This is a genomic window from Mycolicibacter icosiumassiliensis (genome assembly GCF_900078685.2).
Classification (GTDB): domain Bacteria; phylum Actinomycetota; class Actinomycetes; order Mycobacteriales; family Mycobacteriaceae; genus Mycobacterium; species Mycobacterium icosiumassiliensis.
This window is the reverse complement of record NZ_LT546166.1, coordinates 2,318,051-2,336,218: the sequence shown is the minus strand read 5'-3', so window position 1 is coordinate 2,336,218 and position 18,168 is coordinate 2,318,051. Positions and strand designations below refer to the sequence as shown.

The following is an 18,168-nucleotide window of genomic DNA, read 5'->3' as shown; positions in this document are numbered from 1 at the left end:
TGCACTCCTCGTTGTTCGCCCGCGGTTCGGGTCAGTGCGTGGCGCGGGCAGCGGGCGATACGGCCAGGTAGTTGACCGCCTTCTCCACCCCGCCGAGTTGCGCTGGGTGGAAGCCCGGACGGTAGTAAGAGGCGATCGCCGGCAGGAATTCGAACGGCGAGGGCACCAGCCCCCGGCGCGCGGCGATGAACCAGTCCCGCCAGCGCGGCATGGTTCCGGCCGGCAATTGCGGGTCCACCTTGTACATGAACCGCAGGCCGCGCACCCACAACAGCAGCATCAGGGGGGTGACGGCCAACTGGGTACGGACCTGCCGGAAGAAGCCGGCCCGCAGGTGCTTCATGACGTCGAACGCGACAGCCTTGTGCTCGACCTCTTCGGCACCGTGCCAGCGCAACATGTCCAGCATCGCCGGATGGGTGCCGACCTCGTCCAGCCCGGGGCTCTCCAGGACCCACTCCCCGAGAATCGCGGTGTAGTGCTCAACGGCGGCCACCAGAGCCACCCGTTCCAGGAGCCAGCGCTGCTGACGGCGCTCATTCCAGGCCGGCCGGTCGCCGAGCAGTTTGTCGAAGAGCCATTTGATCTGGCCGGTGAACGGCGACATGTCGACGCCCCGGGCGGCCAAGTGGTCGACAACTGCGGTGTGCGCCTGGGAGTGGGTGGCCTCCTGGCCGATGAATCCCTGGACGTCGAGCCGCAGCTGGTCGTCCTTGATCAGCGGTAGCGCCTGCTTGAACACCTCGACGAAGAACTCCTCGCCGGCCGGCAGCAAGAGGTGCAGCACATTGCAGAAGTGGGTGACGAAGGGCTCGCCGGGCACGTAGTGCACCGGCAGGTCCGACCAGTCGAACCCGACGTCGCGGGCCTGCAGGACGATGCGCTCGTGATCAAGTGACCCGTCATGCGGGCCGGCGGCGCTGTCATCGACCTTGAGCATGACGAACCTCCCACCGGGTTTACAAAACCCCATCAATTGTCTTCGCAATGGACAGATTGCCCGATAGGGTACAACGATACCACCGGTACCGCCTAGTTTAGATTGTGACCGTCGCCACTCCCTGACGATGCCCGCAGGGCTCAACCCGACGCCAAGTCGGCGATGATGTCGGCGGCCGGAGCCGACCGGGCGGTCCGGTAGGCGGTCCCGGCCCACAGGCTCGTCCCATGCGGGTCGTCCACGGCTACCGCCGCCGCCCGGATCGGGGTGGTCATGTGGTTGATCTCCGGGTATCCCACCGGGGCCACATCATCGAAGGCGCGGGTGAAGTCGTTCTCCAGGCCACGCGCGTAGCGGCCGGAGAACGCACACGTCACCGTGGTATTGGTGAATTCCGGGTTGGTCAGTGCCGCACGGTGCGTCGGATTGGTCCCGGCTTCGTGAGCCAGCAGCAGCGCGGTACCGACCTGGGCTGCGACCACGCCGCCGCCCAGCACCCCGGCCACGTCGGCCGCGGTACCGAGCCCGCCCGCCGCCACCAACGGGACATGGGCGTGGGCGTGGGCGATCTCGGCCAGCACATGCTCCAGCGACTCAGTGCCCGGGTGCACGTCCGGTGCGAAGGTGCCCCGATGTCCGCCCGCCTTGGGACCCTGCACCACCAGCACCTCGGCGCCATGCCCCAGAGCGACACCGGCCTCGTAGGCCGATGTGACCGTGACCATCGTCAGGATGCGCAACGCCCGAAGCCTCTCTATGTCGTCGGGGGACGGCGTCCCGAACGTGAACGACACCACCGTGGGCTGCAGGTCGGCGATCACCTCGAGCTTCTCCGGCCAGCAGTCGTCGTCACCGAAGCGGGGCCGGCCCAGCTCTACGCCGTAGTGCTCGGCCAGCGGATCCAGGAGGTCGGCGTATTCGTCGAGCAACACCACGTCAGCGCCGCTGGGTTGGGGCACAAACAGATTGACACCGATCGGACCGCTGGTGGCGGCACGCGCGGCGATGATCTCGTCGGCCAGCTGCCCGGCGGTGCGATAGCCTCCGGCGACGAACCCCAGTCCGCCGGCCTCCGACACCGCGGCCGCCAGCGCCGGCGTGCTGGGACCGCCGGCCATCGGCGCGCCGACCAGTGGGACAGTGAGCTCGGAGAAGCTGAACGCCATTGCCCTAGCCTGCCATCAACCGGCAAGCGCCCGCAGACGGGTTGGCAGCGCCCCTTTCGAGCGGTAGGGACCCAGAACCGCGACGCCGAAGGGCTGGCACAACAGCTGACGGGCCACCGCGTTGACCTCCTCGACGGTGACCGCGGACAATTCCCGCAGGGTGCGCGCGATGGGCCGATGCCGGCCGTAGTTCAACTCGGTACGGCCCAACCGGTTCATCCGGGAACCGGAATCCTCCAGGCCCAGAACCAATCCCCCGCGCAACGATCCCTTGGCGATCCGGCACTCGTCGGCGGTGATTCCATCACGCGCCACCGATTCGAGCACCTCGGCGGTCACGGCCGCCACCTCGGCGAACCGGTCCGGCTGGCATGCGGTGTACACCGATAGCGCGCCGGCGTCGGCGAAGGTGTCCACCGACGAGTAGATCGAGTACGCCAGGCCGCGGGTTTCCCGAACCTGTTGGAAAAGCCGGGAACTGAGTCCCCCGCCCAGAGCGGTGTTGAGCACCGCCAGCGCCTGACGGTGCTGCCAATAGCGTCCCGGCGCACGCACTCCCAGAGACATGTGCGTCTGGTCGGCGTCGCGGTTGACCACGGTCAACCCGGGCGAGCCCGGTACCCGGGCAGTGCCGCGGCGCGGTTCGGCGGGCTTCTCGCCTCGAATCAGCCGATGCCCGAAGTGTTCTCGCACCAGCGCCACCACCGTGTCGTGGTCGATGTTGCCGGCAACGGCGACCACCATGCGCTCCGGTGTGTAGCGACGCTGGTGGAACGACCGCAACTGTGCACGAGTCATCGACGACACCGACTCGACATTGCCGATCACCGGCCGGCCGATCGGATGGTCCCCGAACAGCGTGGACAAAAACACATCGCCCAGCGCGTCCTCGGGATCGTCATCGCGCATCGCGAGTTCCTCAAGAACCACGTCGCGTTCGAGGTCGACGTCGGCGGCGGCGCAGGACCCATTGAGCACCACATCGCTCACCAGGGCGACGGCCAGCTCCAGATCGGTGTCCAGCACATGGGCGTAGTAGCAGGTGTGCTCTTTGCCGGTGAAGGCGTTGAGCTCACCCCCGACCGCGTCCATCGCCTGGGCTATGCCGGCCGCCGTGCGGGTCGGGGTCGCTTTGAACAGCAGGTGCTCCAGGAAGTGCGCAGCGCCGGCCACCGTGGCGCCCTCGTCGCGCGATCCGACGCCGACCCAAACGCCCACCGACGCCGAACGAACCGCGGGCAGGTACTCAGTGACTACCCTCAGCCCGCCCGGCAAGGTGGTGCGTCGCAGTGTGGCGCGCGGTGGCGCCCCGGTGTCAGCTTTCGGCAGCCGCGGCATCGGCAGGCTCAGCGGACCCAGAGGACGAGTCCGCAGCGTCCGCCGTGTCGTCGACGGGCACCAGCGAGATCTTGCCGCGGTTGTCGATGTCGGCGATCTCCACGCGCAGCTTGTCGCCGACCTTAGCCACGTCCTCGACCTTGGCGACCCGCTTGCCCTTGCCGAGCTTGGAGATGTGCACCAGACCGTCCCGGCCCGGCAGCAGCGACACGAAGGCGCCGAAGTCGGTGGTCTTGACCACGGTGCCCAGGAACCGCTCGCCGATCTTCGGCAGCTGCGGGTTGGCGATCGCGTTGATCTTGTCGATCGCGGCCTGCGCCGACGGCCCGTCGGTGGCGCCGACGAACACGGTGCCGTCGTCCTCGATGGAGATCTGGGCGCCGGTCTCCTCGGTGATCGAGTTGATCATCTTGCCCTTGGGCCCGATCACCTCGCCGATCTTGTCCACCGGAACCTTGATGGTGGTGACCCGCGGCGCGTAGGGGCTCATCTCGTCGGGGGCGTCGATGGCCTCGGCCATCACCTCCAGGATGGTCATCCGCGCGTCCTTGGCCTGGGCGAGAGCACCTGCCAGGACCGTTGAAGGAATGCCGTCGAGCTTGGTGTCGAGCTGCAGCGCGGTGACGAAGTCCTTGGTGCCGGCGACCTTGAAGTCCATGTCGCCGAACGCGTCCTCGGCGCCCAGGATGTCGGTGAGCGCGACGAAGCGACGCTCGGTCTTGCCGTCAACGTCTACGTCGTCGGAGACCAGGCCCATCGCGATACCGGCGACCGGAGCCTTCAGCGGCACACCGGCGTTGAGCAGCGCCAGCGTGGACGCGCAGACCGAACCCATCGAGGTGGAGCCGTTGGAGCTCAGGGCTTCCGACACCTGCCGGATGGCGTAGGGGAACTCCTCGACGCTGGGCAGCACCGGAACCAGGGCCCGCTCGGCCAGGGCGCCGTGGCCGATTTCGCGGCGCTTGGGCGAACCGACCCGGCCGGTCTCACCGGTCGAGTACGGCGGGAAGTTGTAGTGGTGCATGTAGCGCTTGGACTTCTCCGGCCCCAGCGAGTCGATCTGCTGCGCCATCTTCATCATGTCCAGCGTGGTCACGCCCATGATCTGGGTCTCGCCACGCTCGAACAGCGCGCTGCCGTGCGCCCTCGGCACGATCGCGACCTCAGCGGACAGCGCCCGGATGTCGGTGATGCCACGGCCGTCGATACGGAAGTGGTCGGTCAGGATGCGCTGACGCACCAGCTTCTTGGTCAGGCTTCGGTAGGCCGCGCTGATCTCCTTCTCGCGACCCGCGTAAGTCTCGGCGAGACGCTCGATGACCTCGGCCTTGATCTCCTCGGTGCGCTCGTCACGCTCGGCCTTGCCGGCGATGGTCAGCGCCTTCGCCAGCTCGTCGGTCGCGATGGAGGCCACCGAGTAGTAGACGTCGTCACCGTAAGGCGGGAACAGCGGGTAGTCGCTGGTCGGCTTTGCCGCGGCGTCGGCCAGCTCCTGCTGGGCCTTGCACAGCGCCGCGATGAACGGCTTGGCCGCCTCCAGGCCCTCGGCCACCACGGTCTCGGTCGGCGCCTGCGCGCCGGCTTCGATGAGCTCGATGACGTTCTCGGTGGCCTCGGCCTCGACCATCATGATCGCGACGTCACCATCGTCGAGGGTGCGTCCGGCCAGCACCATGTCGAACGCCGCGCGCTGGAGCTGTTCGACGGTGGGGAACGCCACCCAGGTGCCGTCGATCAGGGCCACCCGCGCCGCACCGACCGGGCCGGAGAACGGCAGGCCGGCGAGCTGGGTGGAGGCCGACGCGGCGTTGATCGCCACCACGTCGTACAGGTCGTTGGGGTTCAGGCTCAGCACGGTCACCACGACCTGGACCTCGTTGCGCAGGCCGTCGACGAACGACGGGCGCAGCGGGCGGTCGGTGAGGCGGCAGGTCAGGATCGCGTCGGTGGACGGCCGGCCTTCGCGGCGGAAGAACGAGCCGGGGATACGACCGGCCGCGTACATCCGCTCCTCGACGTCGACCGTGAGCGGGAAGAAGTCGAAGTGGTCCTTGGGAGCCTTGCTGGCGGTGGTCGCCGACAGCAGCATGGTTTCGTCGTCGAGGTAGGCGACGACGCTGCCGGCGGCCTGCTGGGCCAGCCGGCCGGTCTCGAAGCGGATGGTGCGCTTGCCGAAGCTGCCGTTGTCGATGACAGCGGTGGTCTCGAATACGCCTTCTTCAATTTCAGTTGCAGACATAAAAGCCGTACGGCCTTTCCTGGTTCGTTCAGCTGTTTCGCAACGTCAGACATGCGCCAGCCAACGACCTGGATGCGGCTACGGTCGTCGATCGAAGCGGCCGGATCTTGTAAGACGTGCTTTCAGACCCGGCTGCCACTACCGAAGACCGCCCGATGCAGGTCTGGCCGTTCGTAGGGACGTGTCCCGTCGTGACGTGCCGGAGTGGCGCACGCGGATGCGGGGGCCACACCGATGTCCGGGCCTGGCAGGCCCGGAACGGTCTCACTCTAACAGGCAGCGGCTTCCGCCGGCCCGATTCGTCGTCAGCGACGCAGGCCGAGGCGCTCGATGAGCGAGCGGTAGCGCGCCACATCGGTCGCGGTCAGGTACTTGAGCAGACGACGGCGCCGACCGACCAGCAGCAGCAGTCCGCGCCGCGAGTGGTGGTCGTGCTTGTGCTGCTTGAGGTGCTCGGTGAGGTCGACGATCCGCTTGGTCAGCAGGGCGACCTGAGCTTCGGGCGAGCCGGTGTCCGTCTCGTGCAGGCCGTAGTTGGCCAGGATCTCTTTTTTCTGCTCGACGGTCAGCGCCACGACAAATCTCCATCAATCGGTCCCGCGAATATCAAGTCGGTGGCCGCCGCGGACTGCAGCACACCGAGGGGCGAGTCTAGCAGCGCCTTGGGTAGCCGTCCCAATCGTGCCGGCGGTCAGTCGTCGCAGAGCAGGCCGCGGGTCTTCTCGACGTCGGTGTTCATCACCGCCACCAGGTCGGCCACCGAGTCGAACTTCTCCTGGCCCCGGATCCGGCTGACGAAGTCGACGGCGACTCGCTGTCCGTACAGGTCGGCGGTTTCGTCGATCACGAATGCCTCCACGGTGCGGGCCCGCCCGGAGAACGTCGGATTGGTGCCCACCGATACCGCGGCCCGGCAGCGTTGACCGGCGACGACGGTGCCGGGCACTTGGCCGTGTCCCAACACGGTGAACCATGCCGCGTACACGCCGTCGGCCGGAATCGCCGCAAAGGCCGACGGCGCCACGTTGGCGGTCGGGAAGCCCAGGCCGCGCCCGCGGCCGTCACCGCGCACCACCAGTCCTTCGACCCGGTGCGGCCGGCCCAGCGCCTCGGCCGCCGCCGAGACATCGCCGGCGTCCACGCAGGACCGGATGTAGGTCGAGGAGAAGGTGACCGATTGGGCGGCGTCGGCGCGTTCGGCCACCAGGGACACCGATTCGACCCCGAACCCGAACTGCTCACCGGCGCGGCGCAGGGTCTCGACGTTGCCGGCCGCCTTACGGCCGAAGGTGAAGTTCTCCCCCACCACCACTTCCACCACGTGCAGGTGCTCGACGAGCAGCTGGTGGATGTAGCGGTCCGGGGTGAGCTTCATGAACTCGGGCGTGAACGGAATCACCAGGAACACGTCGATGCCGAACTGCTCGACCAGCTCGGCGCGGCGCGCCAGCGTGGTGAGCTGCGCCGGATGGTTGCCGGGATAGACGACCTCCATCGGATGCGGATCGAAGGTCATCAGCACCGTCGGTACGCCGCGCGCCTGGCCGGCCTTCACCGCATGGGTGATCAGTTCCGCATGGCCGCGATGCACACCGTCGAACACGCCGATGGTGAGCACGCACCTGCCCCAGTCTGTGGGGATCTCATCCTGCCCCCGCCACCGCTGCACGAGGACAGCCTAAACTGTCCGGTTGTGAGCCCTTGGGAGCAGTCGGATGGGCTGAGTAGCGTCGCCCAGGACTATCTGAAAGTCATCTGGACCGCCCAGGAATGGTCACCCGACAAGGTCAGCACCAAGATGCTGGCGGAGAAGATCGGCGTGTCCGCCAGCACCGCCTCGGAGTCGATCCGCAAGCTCGCCGATGCGGGCTTGGTGGACCACGAGAAGTACGGCGCGGTGACCTTGACCGAGCAGGGCCGCCGGGCAGCACTGGCGATGGTGCGCCGGCACCGGCTGATCGAGACGTTTCTGGTGCGCGAGCTCGGCTATGGCTGGGACGAGGTGCACGACGAAGCCGAGGTCCTCGAGCACGCGGTATCGGACCGGTTGATCGCCCGCATCGACGCCAAGCTGGGCTTCCCGCAGCGTGACCCGCACGGCGACCCGATCCCGGCATCGGACGGGCAGGTGCCCACTCCCCCGGCCCGCCAATTGTGGGCGTGCGCCGACGGCGAGACCGGGACGGTGGCCCGCATCTCCGACAACGATCCGGAGATGCTGCGCTACTTCGCCCAGGTGGGCATCAGCCTGGACGCCCGTTTGCGGGTGCTGGCGCGCCGCGACTTCGCCGGGATCATCTCGGTAGGCCTGGATTCGCCCGAGGGATCCGACGGCGAGCACGCCAGGATTGATCTGGGAAGCCCTGCAGCCCAAGCGATCTGGGTGGTCTGACCCCTACTTCACGTGGCCGGCCAGCTGACCTTCGGCCCCGAAGAGTTCCTGCTGCCAGTACGCGATGAGTTCGGCGGTGTCGATTTGGTCGGGGTGAAAATCGCGCTTCTTGAAGGGTCGCATGTCGGAGTAGAAGCCCTTCCACATCGGGTTGCGCAGCATCTGCACCGTCTCCTTGAGGATCCGGAACGGTTGACGGCGCCCCTCAACGTCGGTGGTGGCGATCGACAGCCAGGCGAACAGCACCAGGATCGGAATTCCACAGTTCTGCGCGAAGCGCATCCACCGGATGCGCGTCGACTCCGGAACGCCCACAGCCCGGTACACGTCGAAGGCGACCGACTTGTGCTCCAGCTCTTCCAGCGCATGCCAATTCAGCAGATTGCGGATCTCGGGGTCATACATCATCGCCTGGACCGCTGGGCGCTTGAGGATGTTCTCCGCCCACACCGCGGTGAAATGTTCTGCGGCCACGGTGAATCCGAGGAAGAAGTGGCGCAGGCGGGGCAGCCGGTCGGGGTTGGGGTACTGCTTGTCGAGGAACTTCTCCATGCGCTCGGTGCTGCCCAGCAGGTACTCGAACCACGCGGTCGGATAGCCCATGGCTGCGAGTTGCTCATTGAGCTCACGGTGCTGCAGGCCGTGCGTCTTCTCCTGCCCGATGAAGCCGGCCACGCGCTTGGCCAGATCGGGGTCGGCGAGCTGGCCGGAGTAGCGGCGCACCGACCGCACGAAGATGTCCTCGCCGGGCGGGAAGATCGCCGACAAGATGGCCACCAGATGGCTGAACACGATGCTGCCGTCGGCGAAATACCGGTCGCCGGCGGGTTGTTCACCGAACCCGAAGTTCAATCGTCGGACGGCCGGGTACGCCAGGTCGTGAGATGCGGTCATGGATTCACTCTGACCGAGCACGATCATGACCGTAATGGGCTAAGCGGACACGAATTTGACCTATTCAGACACTCGATCAGGCTCCGCAGCGGCGGTGTTTGCTCGGCGGCACGCCGGTCCAGCGAATGTAGGCCCGCGTGAAGGCGGCCGTCTCGGAATAGCCGAGTTGACGGGCGGTCTCCTCGACAGTAAGTCCAGACTCGAGCAGAGCTGCCGCCAGCGTCACTCGAACCTCGTCCACCAGCGCGCGGTAGCTGGTGCGTTCGGCGGCCAGCCGACGATGCAATGTGCGTTCGGTGATGCAGAGCTCGTCGGCGATATCGGCCATAGACGGTAACTGACCCGGGTCGCGTATGAGGCGGACACGCACCAATGCGGAGACGCCACGGCGTTGCCGACGGGTCTGGAGCAGGTCTTCGCACTGTTGAGCACACGCTTCGGCAGTGGCGGCATCGGCGGCCGGCATCGCGAGCGCCAGCACGTTCGCCGGGATGGTGATCGCACTGCGTGTCGCTGCAAGATCGAACTCGACTGTCAGCCAGGGGAACTCCAGCCGATCGACCGGGAAGTCGATGCCGGGCAGCTCGACTTTCAGCGCGATCGTGGACTCCAATTGCCCGATCAGCAGCGGCGCCAAGTTGGTCACCGCGAACATGTCGCGTTCCAGCATGAACACCCGCACGTCGGCGGGAACAGCGCTGCTGTCGAATTCGACGACTGCCCCGTCGGCGGTGTCGTTGCGGGTCAGGCGATGAAATGTCGACGACAGCGCCGCGTACCGACAGGCAATGTTCACCGCATCACCCAGCGTCGGGCTGGCCAGCAGCGCATAGCCGAGGATTCCCATGTTGACGAAGTTGTACCGGGTACCGACGTCACGGGCGAACTCATGCGGGTCGTCAACGCGCGCAAGAATGTTGCGGAGAATCGCCAGCTCCTGGCCGGCTTGCACCTCGGTGGACGCATTCTCGAGGTCGGCCAACGACAGATCGGTACCGGCAAGGCAGTCAGCGACCACCAGGCCGTGCTGGCGGGCCGCATCGATCAGGTGGCCGCTGGTCGCCACCGGCCTCGGGATGTCCCACTCGGCTACGTCGACATGAGCAGCATCGGCCACCACGTGTCCGAAGGTATCAAATCGCTAGGATCTGGAGATGGCCAAACTCGAGCTCTCCCGCAACTTGTCGCTCCCTCCGGACCAGGCGTGGGCCCACGCCTCGAGTCTTGCCGAACTTGGCGACTGGTTGTCCCTGCACCAGGGTTGGCGCTCCGAGCTGCCCGACGAACTCACGGTCGGGACGACGGTGGTCGGCGTGGCAGGCGCCAAGGGTTTGCGCAACCGCGTCACCTGGACGGTCCGCAAATTCGACCCGCCCGCACTGCTGGAGCTCACCGGCGACGGTGTGGGCGGCACGAAATACGCGCTGACCCTGGCCATCGCCCCGGCCCCCTCTGGCTCGAAGTTCACCCTGCGGATGGATCTGGGAGGCCGACCGCTGTTTGGCCCGATCGGGGCCACCGCCGCCCGCGCAGTCAAAGGCGACATCGAGCGCTCTATCAAGCAGTTCGAGACGCTGTACGCCTGAGCCCCACCTGGACCGGCCGGACCCGCAGCGGCACCGACACCGGCCCCTGCAGCGATGGCGTTGTCCCCCACCGCACCGGTCCGGCCAGCTCCAGCGCATCGACCTCATCGAGCAGGTAGTCGATGGCGGTCACCACTTCCAACCGGGCAAGGTGCGCTCCGAGACAGAAGTGGATGCCGTGCCCGAAACCGAGGTGGGCCCCGGTCGCGCGATGGATGTCGAATCGGTTCGGGTCGGTGAACTTGCGGGGGTCGCGGTTGGCCGATGCGTAGAACAGGACCACCCTGGCACCGCCTGGTATGACGGTTCCGCCGATCTCGCAGCCCGAGGTCGTCGTCCTGGTCACCCACTGCACCGGCGAGCCCCAGCGGGCTGTTTCCTCCACCGCCGCGGCCAACAAGCTGCGGTCCGCGCGCAACTCGGCGAAGAGTTCGGCGTCTTGTGCGAGCCGGATCAACAGCATGCCCAACAGGTTGGTGGTGGTCTCATTGCCGGCGACGAGCACGACCAAGGCGTAGTAGAACGCTTCTTGATCAGAGATCTCTCCGGCATCGACCGCCGACCGCAGCCGATCCAGCAACTCGGTGCCCACGCTTCCGGCACGGCGTCTGAGTTCGGCCGCGACGAAACTTCGGTATTGAGCGTAGGCCGTGAAACCGGTAGAGGCGAGGCGTACAACCTCGGGAACCGTTCTGGGGCTGAATATCTGCGCCCACCGATCGGAGACGGCCCGAAACTGCGCCCACTCATCGCGGGGCACCCCGAGAATCCGGGCGATCACATTGACCGGCAACGGAATGGTCAACGCCGGAACCATGTCAACTACCTCGCCGCAGTTGAGTTGGTTCACACCGTCCGCGGCCAGTTCCCTGATGTCGTCGGTGAAGGACGCGATTGACTTCTTGCTGAACATGGGCTGGGTGATCCGCCGCAGCCGCTCGTGGTCCGGCGGATCAGTGGTGATGATCGAGGGGCCTGGCGTGGAGCGCAGCACGATCCCGTGCGAAGACGAGAAGATCTCGTTGTCGCGGGCTGCGGCGTGAACGTCGCGATAGCGCCCGAGCATCCACACCCCGAGCCTTTCGTTGACCACCACCGGGTGATCGCGAATGCGCTCGAAATCCGGATAGGGATTGGCGATGCTGTCCGGCAAGGTCGGGTCGAACGTGGTGCGCGGCACCGAACGCGGCGCGGATCGCGCGCGCGGACGCCGTAGGTCGCGGTAGACACCGACGGCGATGGGCCGTCCCAAGTCGGAAATCGCAGTGCGGGCGGCACCGGCGATCGCCTTGGGGCCAGGATGCAGCAGGTCAGTAGGCATGTATTCGACGCTAAGGCCGGTAGCGCCCGGCCGGAATGCACCAACCAGACAATGATTTGACACTTACAGACAGCTTGGGGTCAGCCTGCGTCGTCGGCGCCGTTGGCCCGGGCATGATAGGCATCGCGGGTGGCCTGGTCGACATTCAAGTAGAGCCGTTCGGTGTGCAGCCATCTGTGCAGCGCCCGGCGTGACCGTTCCGGAATCGCGTTGGCGGTGCGCAGCGCAAGCCCGAGCCTCCCGGGCGCGTACGTCAGCGCCCTGTCGCGCTGCACGGTACGCACGACGGCATGCGCGATGTCCTCCGGCTCCACCGACCCGAATCTCTCGATGATCGGCGAGAGCCGCAATCCCGCCGACAGTTCGGTGTGCACAATCCCGGGTAGCACCGCTGAAACCCGGACACCGTTGGGCGCCAGTTCTTCCCGCAGCGCCAGGGTAAACCCAACGACGCCGAACTTGGTGCCGCAATACGTTGCGACACCGGGGAATCCCGCGGCGCCCGCCATCGACGCGACGTTGACGATGTGGCCGCCGCCCCGCTTCATGAACATCCTGGCCGCCAGTTGCGCGCCGGTGATGACACCGCCCAGGTTGATCGCGATCATCTTTTCGGCGGTGGTGTGTTTCTCGTCGAGGAAATCGCCGGTGAGCATCACGCCGGCGTTGTTCACCAGCACGTCGATCGGTCCGAGTTGAGCGTCGGCGTCGCCGAGGAACGCGGCGAACGAGTCCGGATCCGTCACGTCGAGCGGCAGCGCGATCGCGGCACCGGGCAACCTGGCCGCTGACTGCTTTGCGAGGTCGAGATCGAGGTCGCCGATTGCGACGCTGGCGCCCCGAGCAGCAAATGCCTGCGCCGTGGCGAGACCGATGCCGCGGGCGGCGCCGGTGACAGCGACAACTTTCGGCGCTGGTGTGCGTTTCATCCTGTTCTCCTTCGGCTGTTTGCGGATAGCGCCAGCAAGGCCGCCGCCACGTCGTCGAGCGCACGATCCGCCTGCGTGAGAAGCCCGGCGCCGGAGTGGAAGCCGTGCGGCATGCCCGAATGCTCGCGGTGGTGCACCGCGACACCGGCCTGCCGAGCCTTGTCCGCGAGCCGCCGAGCCTGGCCGCTGAGCATGTCGTTGCCGGCGGCGTCCACCACCAGTGGCGGTAACCCAGCCAGATCGGCCAGCAGCGGCGACACCGCCGGGCGCGCCCGATCCTCGGGATCCACATAGGCGTCGCAGAACCGTTCCAGCAAGCGATGGGTCAATACCGGATCGCGGCGGCCCCGCGGCAAACGTGCCCTCGCGTCCGGTGTCATATCGATTCCTGGGCAAAGCAAACCGATCGAGGCCGGTGTTGGCAATCCACGCTGTACCGCGGCAACCCCGAGGGCCAGCGACAATCCCCCGCCTGCCGAGTCTCCGGCGACGAAGATCTGCTCCCCTTGCCAACCCCCGTTCAGCAGCGCCTGGTAGGCCGCGAACGAATCGTCGAACGCCGCCGGGAACCGGTGCTCCGGGGCCAGCCGGTAGTCGGGAACGTAGGTGGCGGCGTTCAGGGCGAGGGCGAGCCGTCCGGCCAGCGCGCGATGGCTGCGGGGAGACCCGACGGTGTAGCCGCCGCCGTGCAGGTACAGCAGCACTCGGGCATCGGGGTGTTCCGGGGAAAGCATCTCAGCCGGCACGCCAACGAGTTCGGTTGCATGGACGGCCAGCCCGCGCGGTGCGCCCGGCCAGGCGAACGTCAGGTCCAGCATCCGACGCTGGAATCGCCAGGGCGCTAACGGCAGGAACGTGGTACGCGCCAACGCGCGTGCCGCCGCCCGCAGGATCGGTGGCGGAAGATACATCGACATCAGCGTCTCGTCCCTTTCACGTGAGCGGCCTCCACCGACCACAGGTCGAAGTCGGCCAGCACGGGTGATTCGCTCAGTCGAGCGCGGTAGTGGGCAGGGGTCCACGGCCACAGTTCGGGCAAGCCATCGGCACCCAAATACCAACTGGTACAACCGGTCGTCCACACGGTTCCCGGCATCGCCTCACGCATCCGGGCATAGAATTCGTCGGTCGCGGCTTGGGTGGGTGCGACCGAATCGAACTGCCCGTATCGCCATTGGTCGATCCAAGCGAGAATGTGGTCGGCCTGCGTCTCGGCGACCGCGATCAGCGAGTAGTTGCCTACCGGGCTGTGCGGGCCCATCAGCATGAACATGTTCGGAAAACCCGGTATTGCCACCGTCAGGTGGGCCCGCGGGCCGTCGCTCCACGCCTCGTCAATGGTGATGCCGTCGCGCCCGATCAACCGCATCGGCCGCATGTAGGCGTGCGCGTCGAAGCCGGTAGCCAGCGCGATCATGTCCACCTCGTGCAGCACACCGTCAGCGGTGACGATCCCACGCGGTTCGACATGATCGATGGCGTCGATCACCAGGTCCACGTTGTCGCGTTGCATCGCCCGGTAGAAGCCGGCCGAGAGGACCAGCCGTCGACACATCGGTTGATAGTCGGGAGTGAGCTTGCGCCGCAGTTCCGCGTCACCCACTGTGCCCAGATTGGCCCAGCAGAGGCCGCTCAACAGAGAGCGCTGCCACCCCGGACGCACCATGGCATGCAACAGCAGTTCGTAGATCCATCGATAGGTGAGGTAGGCGAGGCGCCCCAACACCGGCAGCCGCCTCCGAAGCGGGTTCGCCGCCTTCGAGTAGGGCCGGTTCGGGAACGGCACCACCCACTGCGCGCTGCGCTGGAACAGTTCCAACCGCTGGACTGTCGGCGCGAGCCCGCACACGATCTGCACGCCGGTCGAGCCGGTGCCGATCACCGCAACGCGTTTGCCGGTCGTCTCCACGGAGTGGTCCCAACGCGCCGAATGCATTACTGTACCGCCGAAGTCGTCGAGCCCTTTGATGCCCGGGTACCGCGGTTCGCGCAGTACCCCGGCCGCCGAGATCAGGAAGTCGACCTCCTGCTGTTCGCCGGCAGCGGTCCGGATCCGCCACCTGTGCGCGGAAAAGGTGGCTTCGACGACCTCGGACTCAAACCGGATGTGTTGACGCAAGCCGTAATCGTCGGCGACCTTGGTGAAATAGGCCTGAATCTCGGCTCCCGGGGAGAAGAAATGGCTCCACGTCGGATTGGGGGCAAAGGTGTACTGGTAGAACCGGGACGCGACGTCGCAGTTCAGCCCCGGATAGGTATTGTCACGCCAGGTGCCACCGACCTCGGATCCCTTCTCGTAGAGCGTGACGTCGGTGATTCCCGCCTGGCGCAGCTTGATCGCCATACACATCCGGACATGCCGGCACCGATGATCGCCACCGACGGCATCCGATCACGGCCGGTCATGACGACACCTCGGTATCAATTCCTCCGTTTGCGGCCCGAATAACGTTGGCCAGGAAGCGATGTCGTGCGATCAGCGGATCGCCCAGCGCCAGCATGGTGCGCAGGTCCAGTAGCAGGCGTACGTAGCCGGGCGCGAATACCCGGTTGGCACGGCGCGCAATACCGGAGACCAGCACCGCGGCAGCGGCGGTCACCGGTGCGGGTCTGCTGAGGAATCGGGGCAACGTGGCCAGCACACCGCCGAAGCCCGTACTCGACACGATGTCGCGCACCATACCGGTATCGATCAACCCGAAGTAGGCGACGCCGACCCTTACGCCCTGTTCGGCAAGCTCGACCCGCAACGCCCGCCCGAATGCCTCGACGCCCGCTTTGGTCGCGGCGTAGCCCGCCACGGTCGGGCTGGGAATCAGTGCCATGATCGAGGAGACCAGCAGGACGTACCCGCGGCGTTCGGTGACATAGGGCAGCGCGGCCCGAACCGTGCGAAACACGCCGAGCAGATTGACCTGCACGATCTGTTCGAGATCGGCTGGCTCGACGCTCGATACCGTGGCAACCGGCCCAGCTATGCCGGCATTGGCGACCACCGCGTCGATTCCCCCGAAGCACGCGGCGGTGGCCCGTACCGCGGAATCGATGGAATCGGGGTCGGTCACGTCAGCGACGAAGCCGGCGGCGGCGTCGCCCAACTCCGCAGCCAGCCGCATCAGCGCGACCTCGTCGCAGTCGAGCAGCGCCACCCGCGCTCCCGCGAGGGTCAATTGCCGGGCGGTCGCGGCACCAATCCCGTTGGCTGCACCGGTGATAGCGACGACCTTGCCGCGCAGTCCCTGATGCGACTTCGCTGTCATGCCCCGAACGCTATTCGGGGCAGGGTCCCGGCGGAATGCGCAAACCGGTCGCACATTTGATAGAACCGGACGTCCTCACGCGAGCTATCGGCGGTGCAGTCGACTCGGCGGATGCCCCCGCCACCGCGTGAACGCATGGCTGAACGCCGCGGTCTCGGAGTAACCCAGTCGACGGGCTACCTCTTCGACTGTGAGTCCATTGCCTAACAATTCGACGGCAAGGGCTTCGCGGACCTCGTCCACCAACGCACGAAAGGTGCTGCCCTCCGCAGCGAGCCGCCGATGCACCGTCCTTTCGGTCACCGCAAACTCGCGGGCAATAGCGGCCATCGACGGGATCTGCGCCGGATCCTGGAGCAGGCGGGCCCGTAGCTGTGCGGAAAATCCGCTACGGTGACGGCGTCGTTCGAGTAGCTCCTCGCATTGGGCGACGCAGATCGCCGCAGTTTCCCGGTCCGCCGCAGCCATCGGCTGGTTCAGCAGCTCACGAGGGATGGTGATCGCGGTGCGCGGGGCGCCATCCTCGGCGACAAACGAGAGTCCGGTGGCCGCCAGCAGTTCGACCGGGAAATCAGCTTCCTGCAGTTCGAGCTTCACCTGCGCAGCAGAGTTCTTCACACCGACCAGAAACGGAGCGACACGTGCGATGGCCGCCAGGTCGCGCTCCAACAGAAACCGGCGTACGTCAGGCGGGATCTGGCTGGCATCAAACACTATGGCCAGTTCCGCTTCGGATTCCGATATGGAGACGTCCAGGAAAATCGAGCTCAAGGTAGCGAATCGGCGCGCGATAGTGACGGCGTCCCGGACAGTGGGGCTGGTGAGAAACGCGTACCCGAGAATTCCGGTGCTGGCCAGGCTGTATCGCTGTCCGGTTTCGATCCCCAGGCCCGTCGGATCGTCGACGTGGCGAAGCAGGTTGCGCACGATCGCCAGCTCTTGGTGGGCCTGAACCTCGGCAGCAGGGTCGGCCAGCTGCGCCACAGTAAGACCCGTCCCCGCCAGAATCGTTGCGGCCTCGATGCCGTGGGCTTCGGCGGTGTCGAGCAGTTGACGACTCGCGACCCCGGACCGCGGAAAATCCCAGTTCGCCGTAGCACTGGTCATGCGTCCGAAGCTATCAAATCCATGTCCGGTTCACGCATTCCGGGCAGCGTAGCCGGTTCATAGGATTGAGCGATGAAATGTGGACGTCTGAGCCTCACGCGCCGCGGGAATCTCACCGGCAAGGTGGTCGTGATCACCGGCGCTGCAGCAGGTATCGGTGAGGCCACCGCCCGGCAGCTGGTCGCCGAGGGCGCCCGAGTGGCACTCATCGACCGCGACGACGTGTCGGTTCAGCGCGTTGCGGCATCGCTGGGCGAGCCGGCAGCCGCGTTCGTCGCCGATGTCTGTGACGCCGCTGCCGTGGACCGTACGATGTCGCTCATCCTCAACCATTTCGGCGGCATCGACGTGGTGGTGGCCAACGCCGGAATCGTCGGGCCGGTAGCGACATTCGCTGCCATGGGCGCTGACGCGTTCGAGCAGGTGATCGAGGTGAACGTCCTGGGGGCGGCGCGCACGGTCCGCGCCGCGCTGCCATCGGTGGTCCAACGACACGGCTACGTGCTCGTGATCGCCTCGGCGGCGGCAGCCATTCCCACTCCGACCATCGCGGCCTATGGCGTGAGCAAAGCGGGCGCCGAGGCGCTGGGCCGCTCCCTGCGCATGGAACTCACCGATACCGGTGCCACCGCCGGCGTCGCCTACTTCGGCCTGATCGATACCGGGATGGTGCGAAACGACCTGCTCGGTGGAAGTGGACTGGAAGCGGTTCTCGCGCCCCTGCCCAAGTGGTTTCGGGAACCCGCGCCGGTCGAAGAGGCCGCCCGGGCCATCGTGGCCGGCATCAAGGCCCGCGCCCGGTGGGTTTCCGCGCCCCGCTATCTCCCGGTGCTGCTGGCCTTGCGAACGACCATCGCACTCGCCGAGCCGCTGCTGGCCCGCAGCGCCGGGTTGCGCGCGGCGATCCGGCAGGCGAACCGGGTGGGACGCCAGGAATCCCGCTCGCAGGAAGTTGCAACCGGGCCGATCTGATTGAAAATGGGTGTCATGGTCGGA

At 66.7% G+C, this 18,168-nt stretch carries 16 protein-coding genes and 1 pseudogene; 3 read left to right on the top strand and 14 right to left on the bottom strand.

The window, feature by feature from the left end; all coding sequences use genetic code 11:
• Nucleotides 1-31 precede the first annotated feature (31 nt).
• The 6 genes from BN4346_RS35110 to BN4346_RS35085 all read right to left on the bottom strand — a co-directional run bounded on the left by BN4346_RS35110 (nt 32) and on the right by BN4346_RS35085 (nt 7,352).
• Nucleotides 32-940 carry a metal-dependent hydrolase gene (locus BN4346_RS35110; protein ID WP_067972101.1) on the bottom strand — a complete coding sequence of 303 codons (909 nt, stop codon included), beginning with the start codon at nt 938-940 and terminating at the stop codon, nt 32-34.
• Nucleotides 941-1,080: 140 nt separating this feature from the next.
• A complete protein-coding gene (locus tag BN4346_RS35105) occupies nt 1,081-2,106 on the bottom strand; it encodes a nitronate monooxygenase (RefSeq protein ID WP_067972098.1) in 1,026 nt (341 codons plus the stop codon).
• A 15-nt stretch (nt 2,107-2,121) separates the two neighbouring features.
• Nucleotides 2,122-3,444 (bottom strand): M16 family metallopeptidase, encoded by a 1,323-nt coding sequence (locus tag BN4346_RS35100; protein ID WP_067972095.1) that lies wholly within the window; start codon nt 3,442-3,444, stop codon nt 2,122-2,124.
• Nucleotides 3,422-5,683: a polyribonucleotide nucleotidyltransferase gene (locus BN4346_RS35095; RefSeq protein ID WP_067972092.1), complete on the bottom strand. Its 2,262-nt coding sequence runs from the start codon at nt 5,681-5,683 to the stop codon at nt 3,422-3,424. Before BN4346_RS35095 ends, BN4346_RS35100 begins: the two co-directional genes overlap by 23 nt.
• A gap of 305 nt (nt 5,684-5,988) precedes the next feature.
• Nucleotides 5,989-6,258 carry a 30S ribosomal protein S15 gene (rpsO, locus tag BN4346_RS35090; protein WP_067972089.1) on the bottom strand — a complete coding sequence of 90 codons (270 nt, stop codon included), beginning with the start codon at nt 6,256-6,258 and terminating at the stop codon, nt 5,989-5,991.
• A gap of 116 nt (nt 6,259-6,374) precedes the next feature.
• On the bottom strand, nt 6,375-7,352 hold the full coding sequence (locus BN4346_RS35085; RefSeq protein WP_067972086.1) for a bifunctional riboflavin kinase/FAD synthetase: 978 nt from the start codon (nt 7,350-7,352) through the stop codon (nt 6,375-6,377).
• Between the two features lie 24 nt (nt 7,353-7,376).
• Between BN4346_RS35085 and mntR the strand changes: the two genes are divergently transcribed.
• Nucleotides 7,377-8,075 (top strand): manganese-binding transcriptional regulator MntR, encoded by a 699-nt coding sequence (mntR, locus tag BN4346_RS35080; protein ID WP_067972083.1) that lies wholly within the window; start codon nt 7,377-7,379, stop codon nt 8,073-8,075.
• A gap of 3 nt (nt 8,076-8,078) precedes the next feature.
• On the opposite strand, the gene BN4346_RS35075 is transcribed toward mntR, so the two are convergent.
• Entirely contained in the window at nt 8,079-8,969 is an 891-nt protein-coding gene (locus tag BN4346_RS35075) for a metal-dependent hydrolase (RefSeq protein WP_067972453.1), read from the bottom strand.
• A 76-nt stretch (nt 8,970-9,045) separates the two neighbouring features.
• The gene (locus BN4346_RS35070; protein ID WP_067972079.1) at nt 9,046-10,089 is read right to left on the bottom strand and encodes an AraC family transcriptional regulator; all 1,044 of its coding nucleotides are present in this window, start codon (nt 10,087-10,089) and stop codon (nt 9,046-9,048) included.
• Between the two features lie 34 nt (nt 10,090-10,123).
• Between BN4346_RS35070 and BN4346_RS35065 the strand changes: the two genes are divergently transcribed.
• Entirely contained in the window at nt 10,124-10,555 is a 432-nt protein-coding gene (locus tag BN4346_RS35065) for a type II toxin-antitoxin system Rv0910 family toxin (protein ID WP_067972076.1), read from the top strand.
• Here BN4346_RS35065 and BN4346_RS35060 read toward each other — a convergent pair.
• The 6 genes and pseudogenes from BN4346_RS35060 to BN4346_RS35035 all read right to left on the bottom strand — a co-directional run bounded on the left by BN4346_RS35060 (nt 10,527) and on the right by BN4346_RS35035 (nt 17,172).
• A complete protein-coding gene (locus tag BN4346_RS35060; RefSeq protein ID WP_067972073.1) occupies nt 10,527-11,876 on the bottom strand; it encodes a cytochrome P450 in 1,350 nt (449 codons plus the stop codon). The two genes, BN4346_RS35065 and BN4346_RS35060, sit on opposite strands and share 29 nt — an antisense overlap.
• An 80-nt stretch (nt 11,877-11,956) precedes the next feature.
• Complete coding sequence (locus tag BN4346_RS35055) at nt 11,957-12,805, bottom strand: SDR family oxidoreductase (RefSeq protein ID WP_067972070.1); 849 nt, start codon at nt 12,803-12,805, stop codon at nt 11,957-11,959.
• On the bottom strand, nt 12,802-13,722 hold the full coding sequence (locus BN4346_RS35050; RefSeq protein WP_067972066.1) for an alpha/beta hydrolase: 921 nt from the start codon (nt 13,720-13,722) through the stop codon (nt 12,802-12,804). The genes BN4346_RS35055 and BN4346_RS35050 overlap by 4 nt, the downstream gene beginning before the upstream one ends.
• Nucleotides 13,722-15,211: pseudogene (locus tag BN4346_RS35045) on the bottom strand (flavin-containing monooxygenase). Before BN4346_RS35045 ends, BN4346_RS35050 begins: the two are co-directional and overlap by 1 nt.
• Nucleotides 15,208-16,065, bottom strand: a complete 858-nt coding sequence (locus BN4346_RS35040) for a short-chain dehydrogenase/reductase (RefSeq protein ID WP_067972062.1) — start codon at nt 16,063-16,065, stop codon at nt 15,208-15,210. Before BN4346_RS35040 ends, BN4346_RS35045 begins: the two are co-directional and overlap by 4 nt.
• A gap of 84 nt (nt 16,066-16,149) precedes the next feature.
• Nucleotides 16,150-17,172, bottom strand: a complete 1,023-nt coding sequence (locus tag BN4346_RS35035) for an AraC family transcriptional regulator (protein ID WP_067972060.1) — start codon at nt 17,170-17,172, stop codon at nt 16,150-16,152.
• 72 nt (nt 17,173-17,244) lie between these two features.
• Between BN4346_RS35035 and BN4346_RS49010 the strand changes: the two genes are divergently transcribed.
• Nucleotides 17,245-18,144, top strand: a complete 900-nt coding sequence (locus BN4346_RS49010) for an SDR family NAD(P)-dependent oxidoreductase (protein ID WP_067972057.1) — start codon at nt 17,245-17,247, stop codon at nt 18,142-18,144.
• Nucleotides 18,145-18,168: the final 24 nt, after the last annotated feature.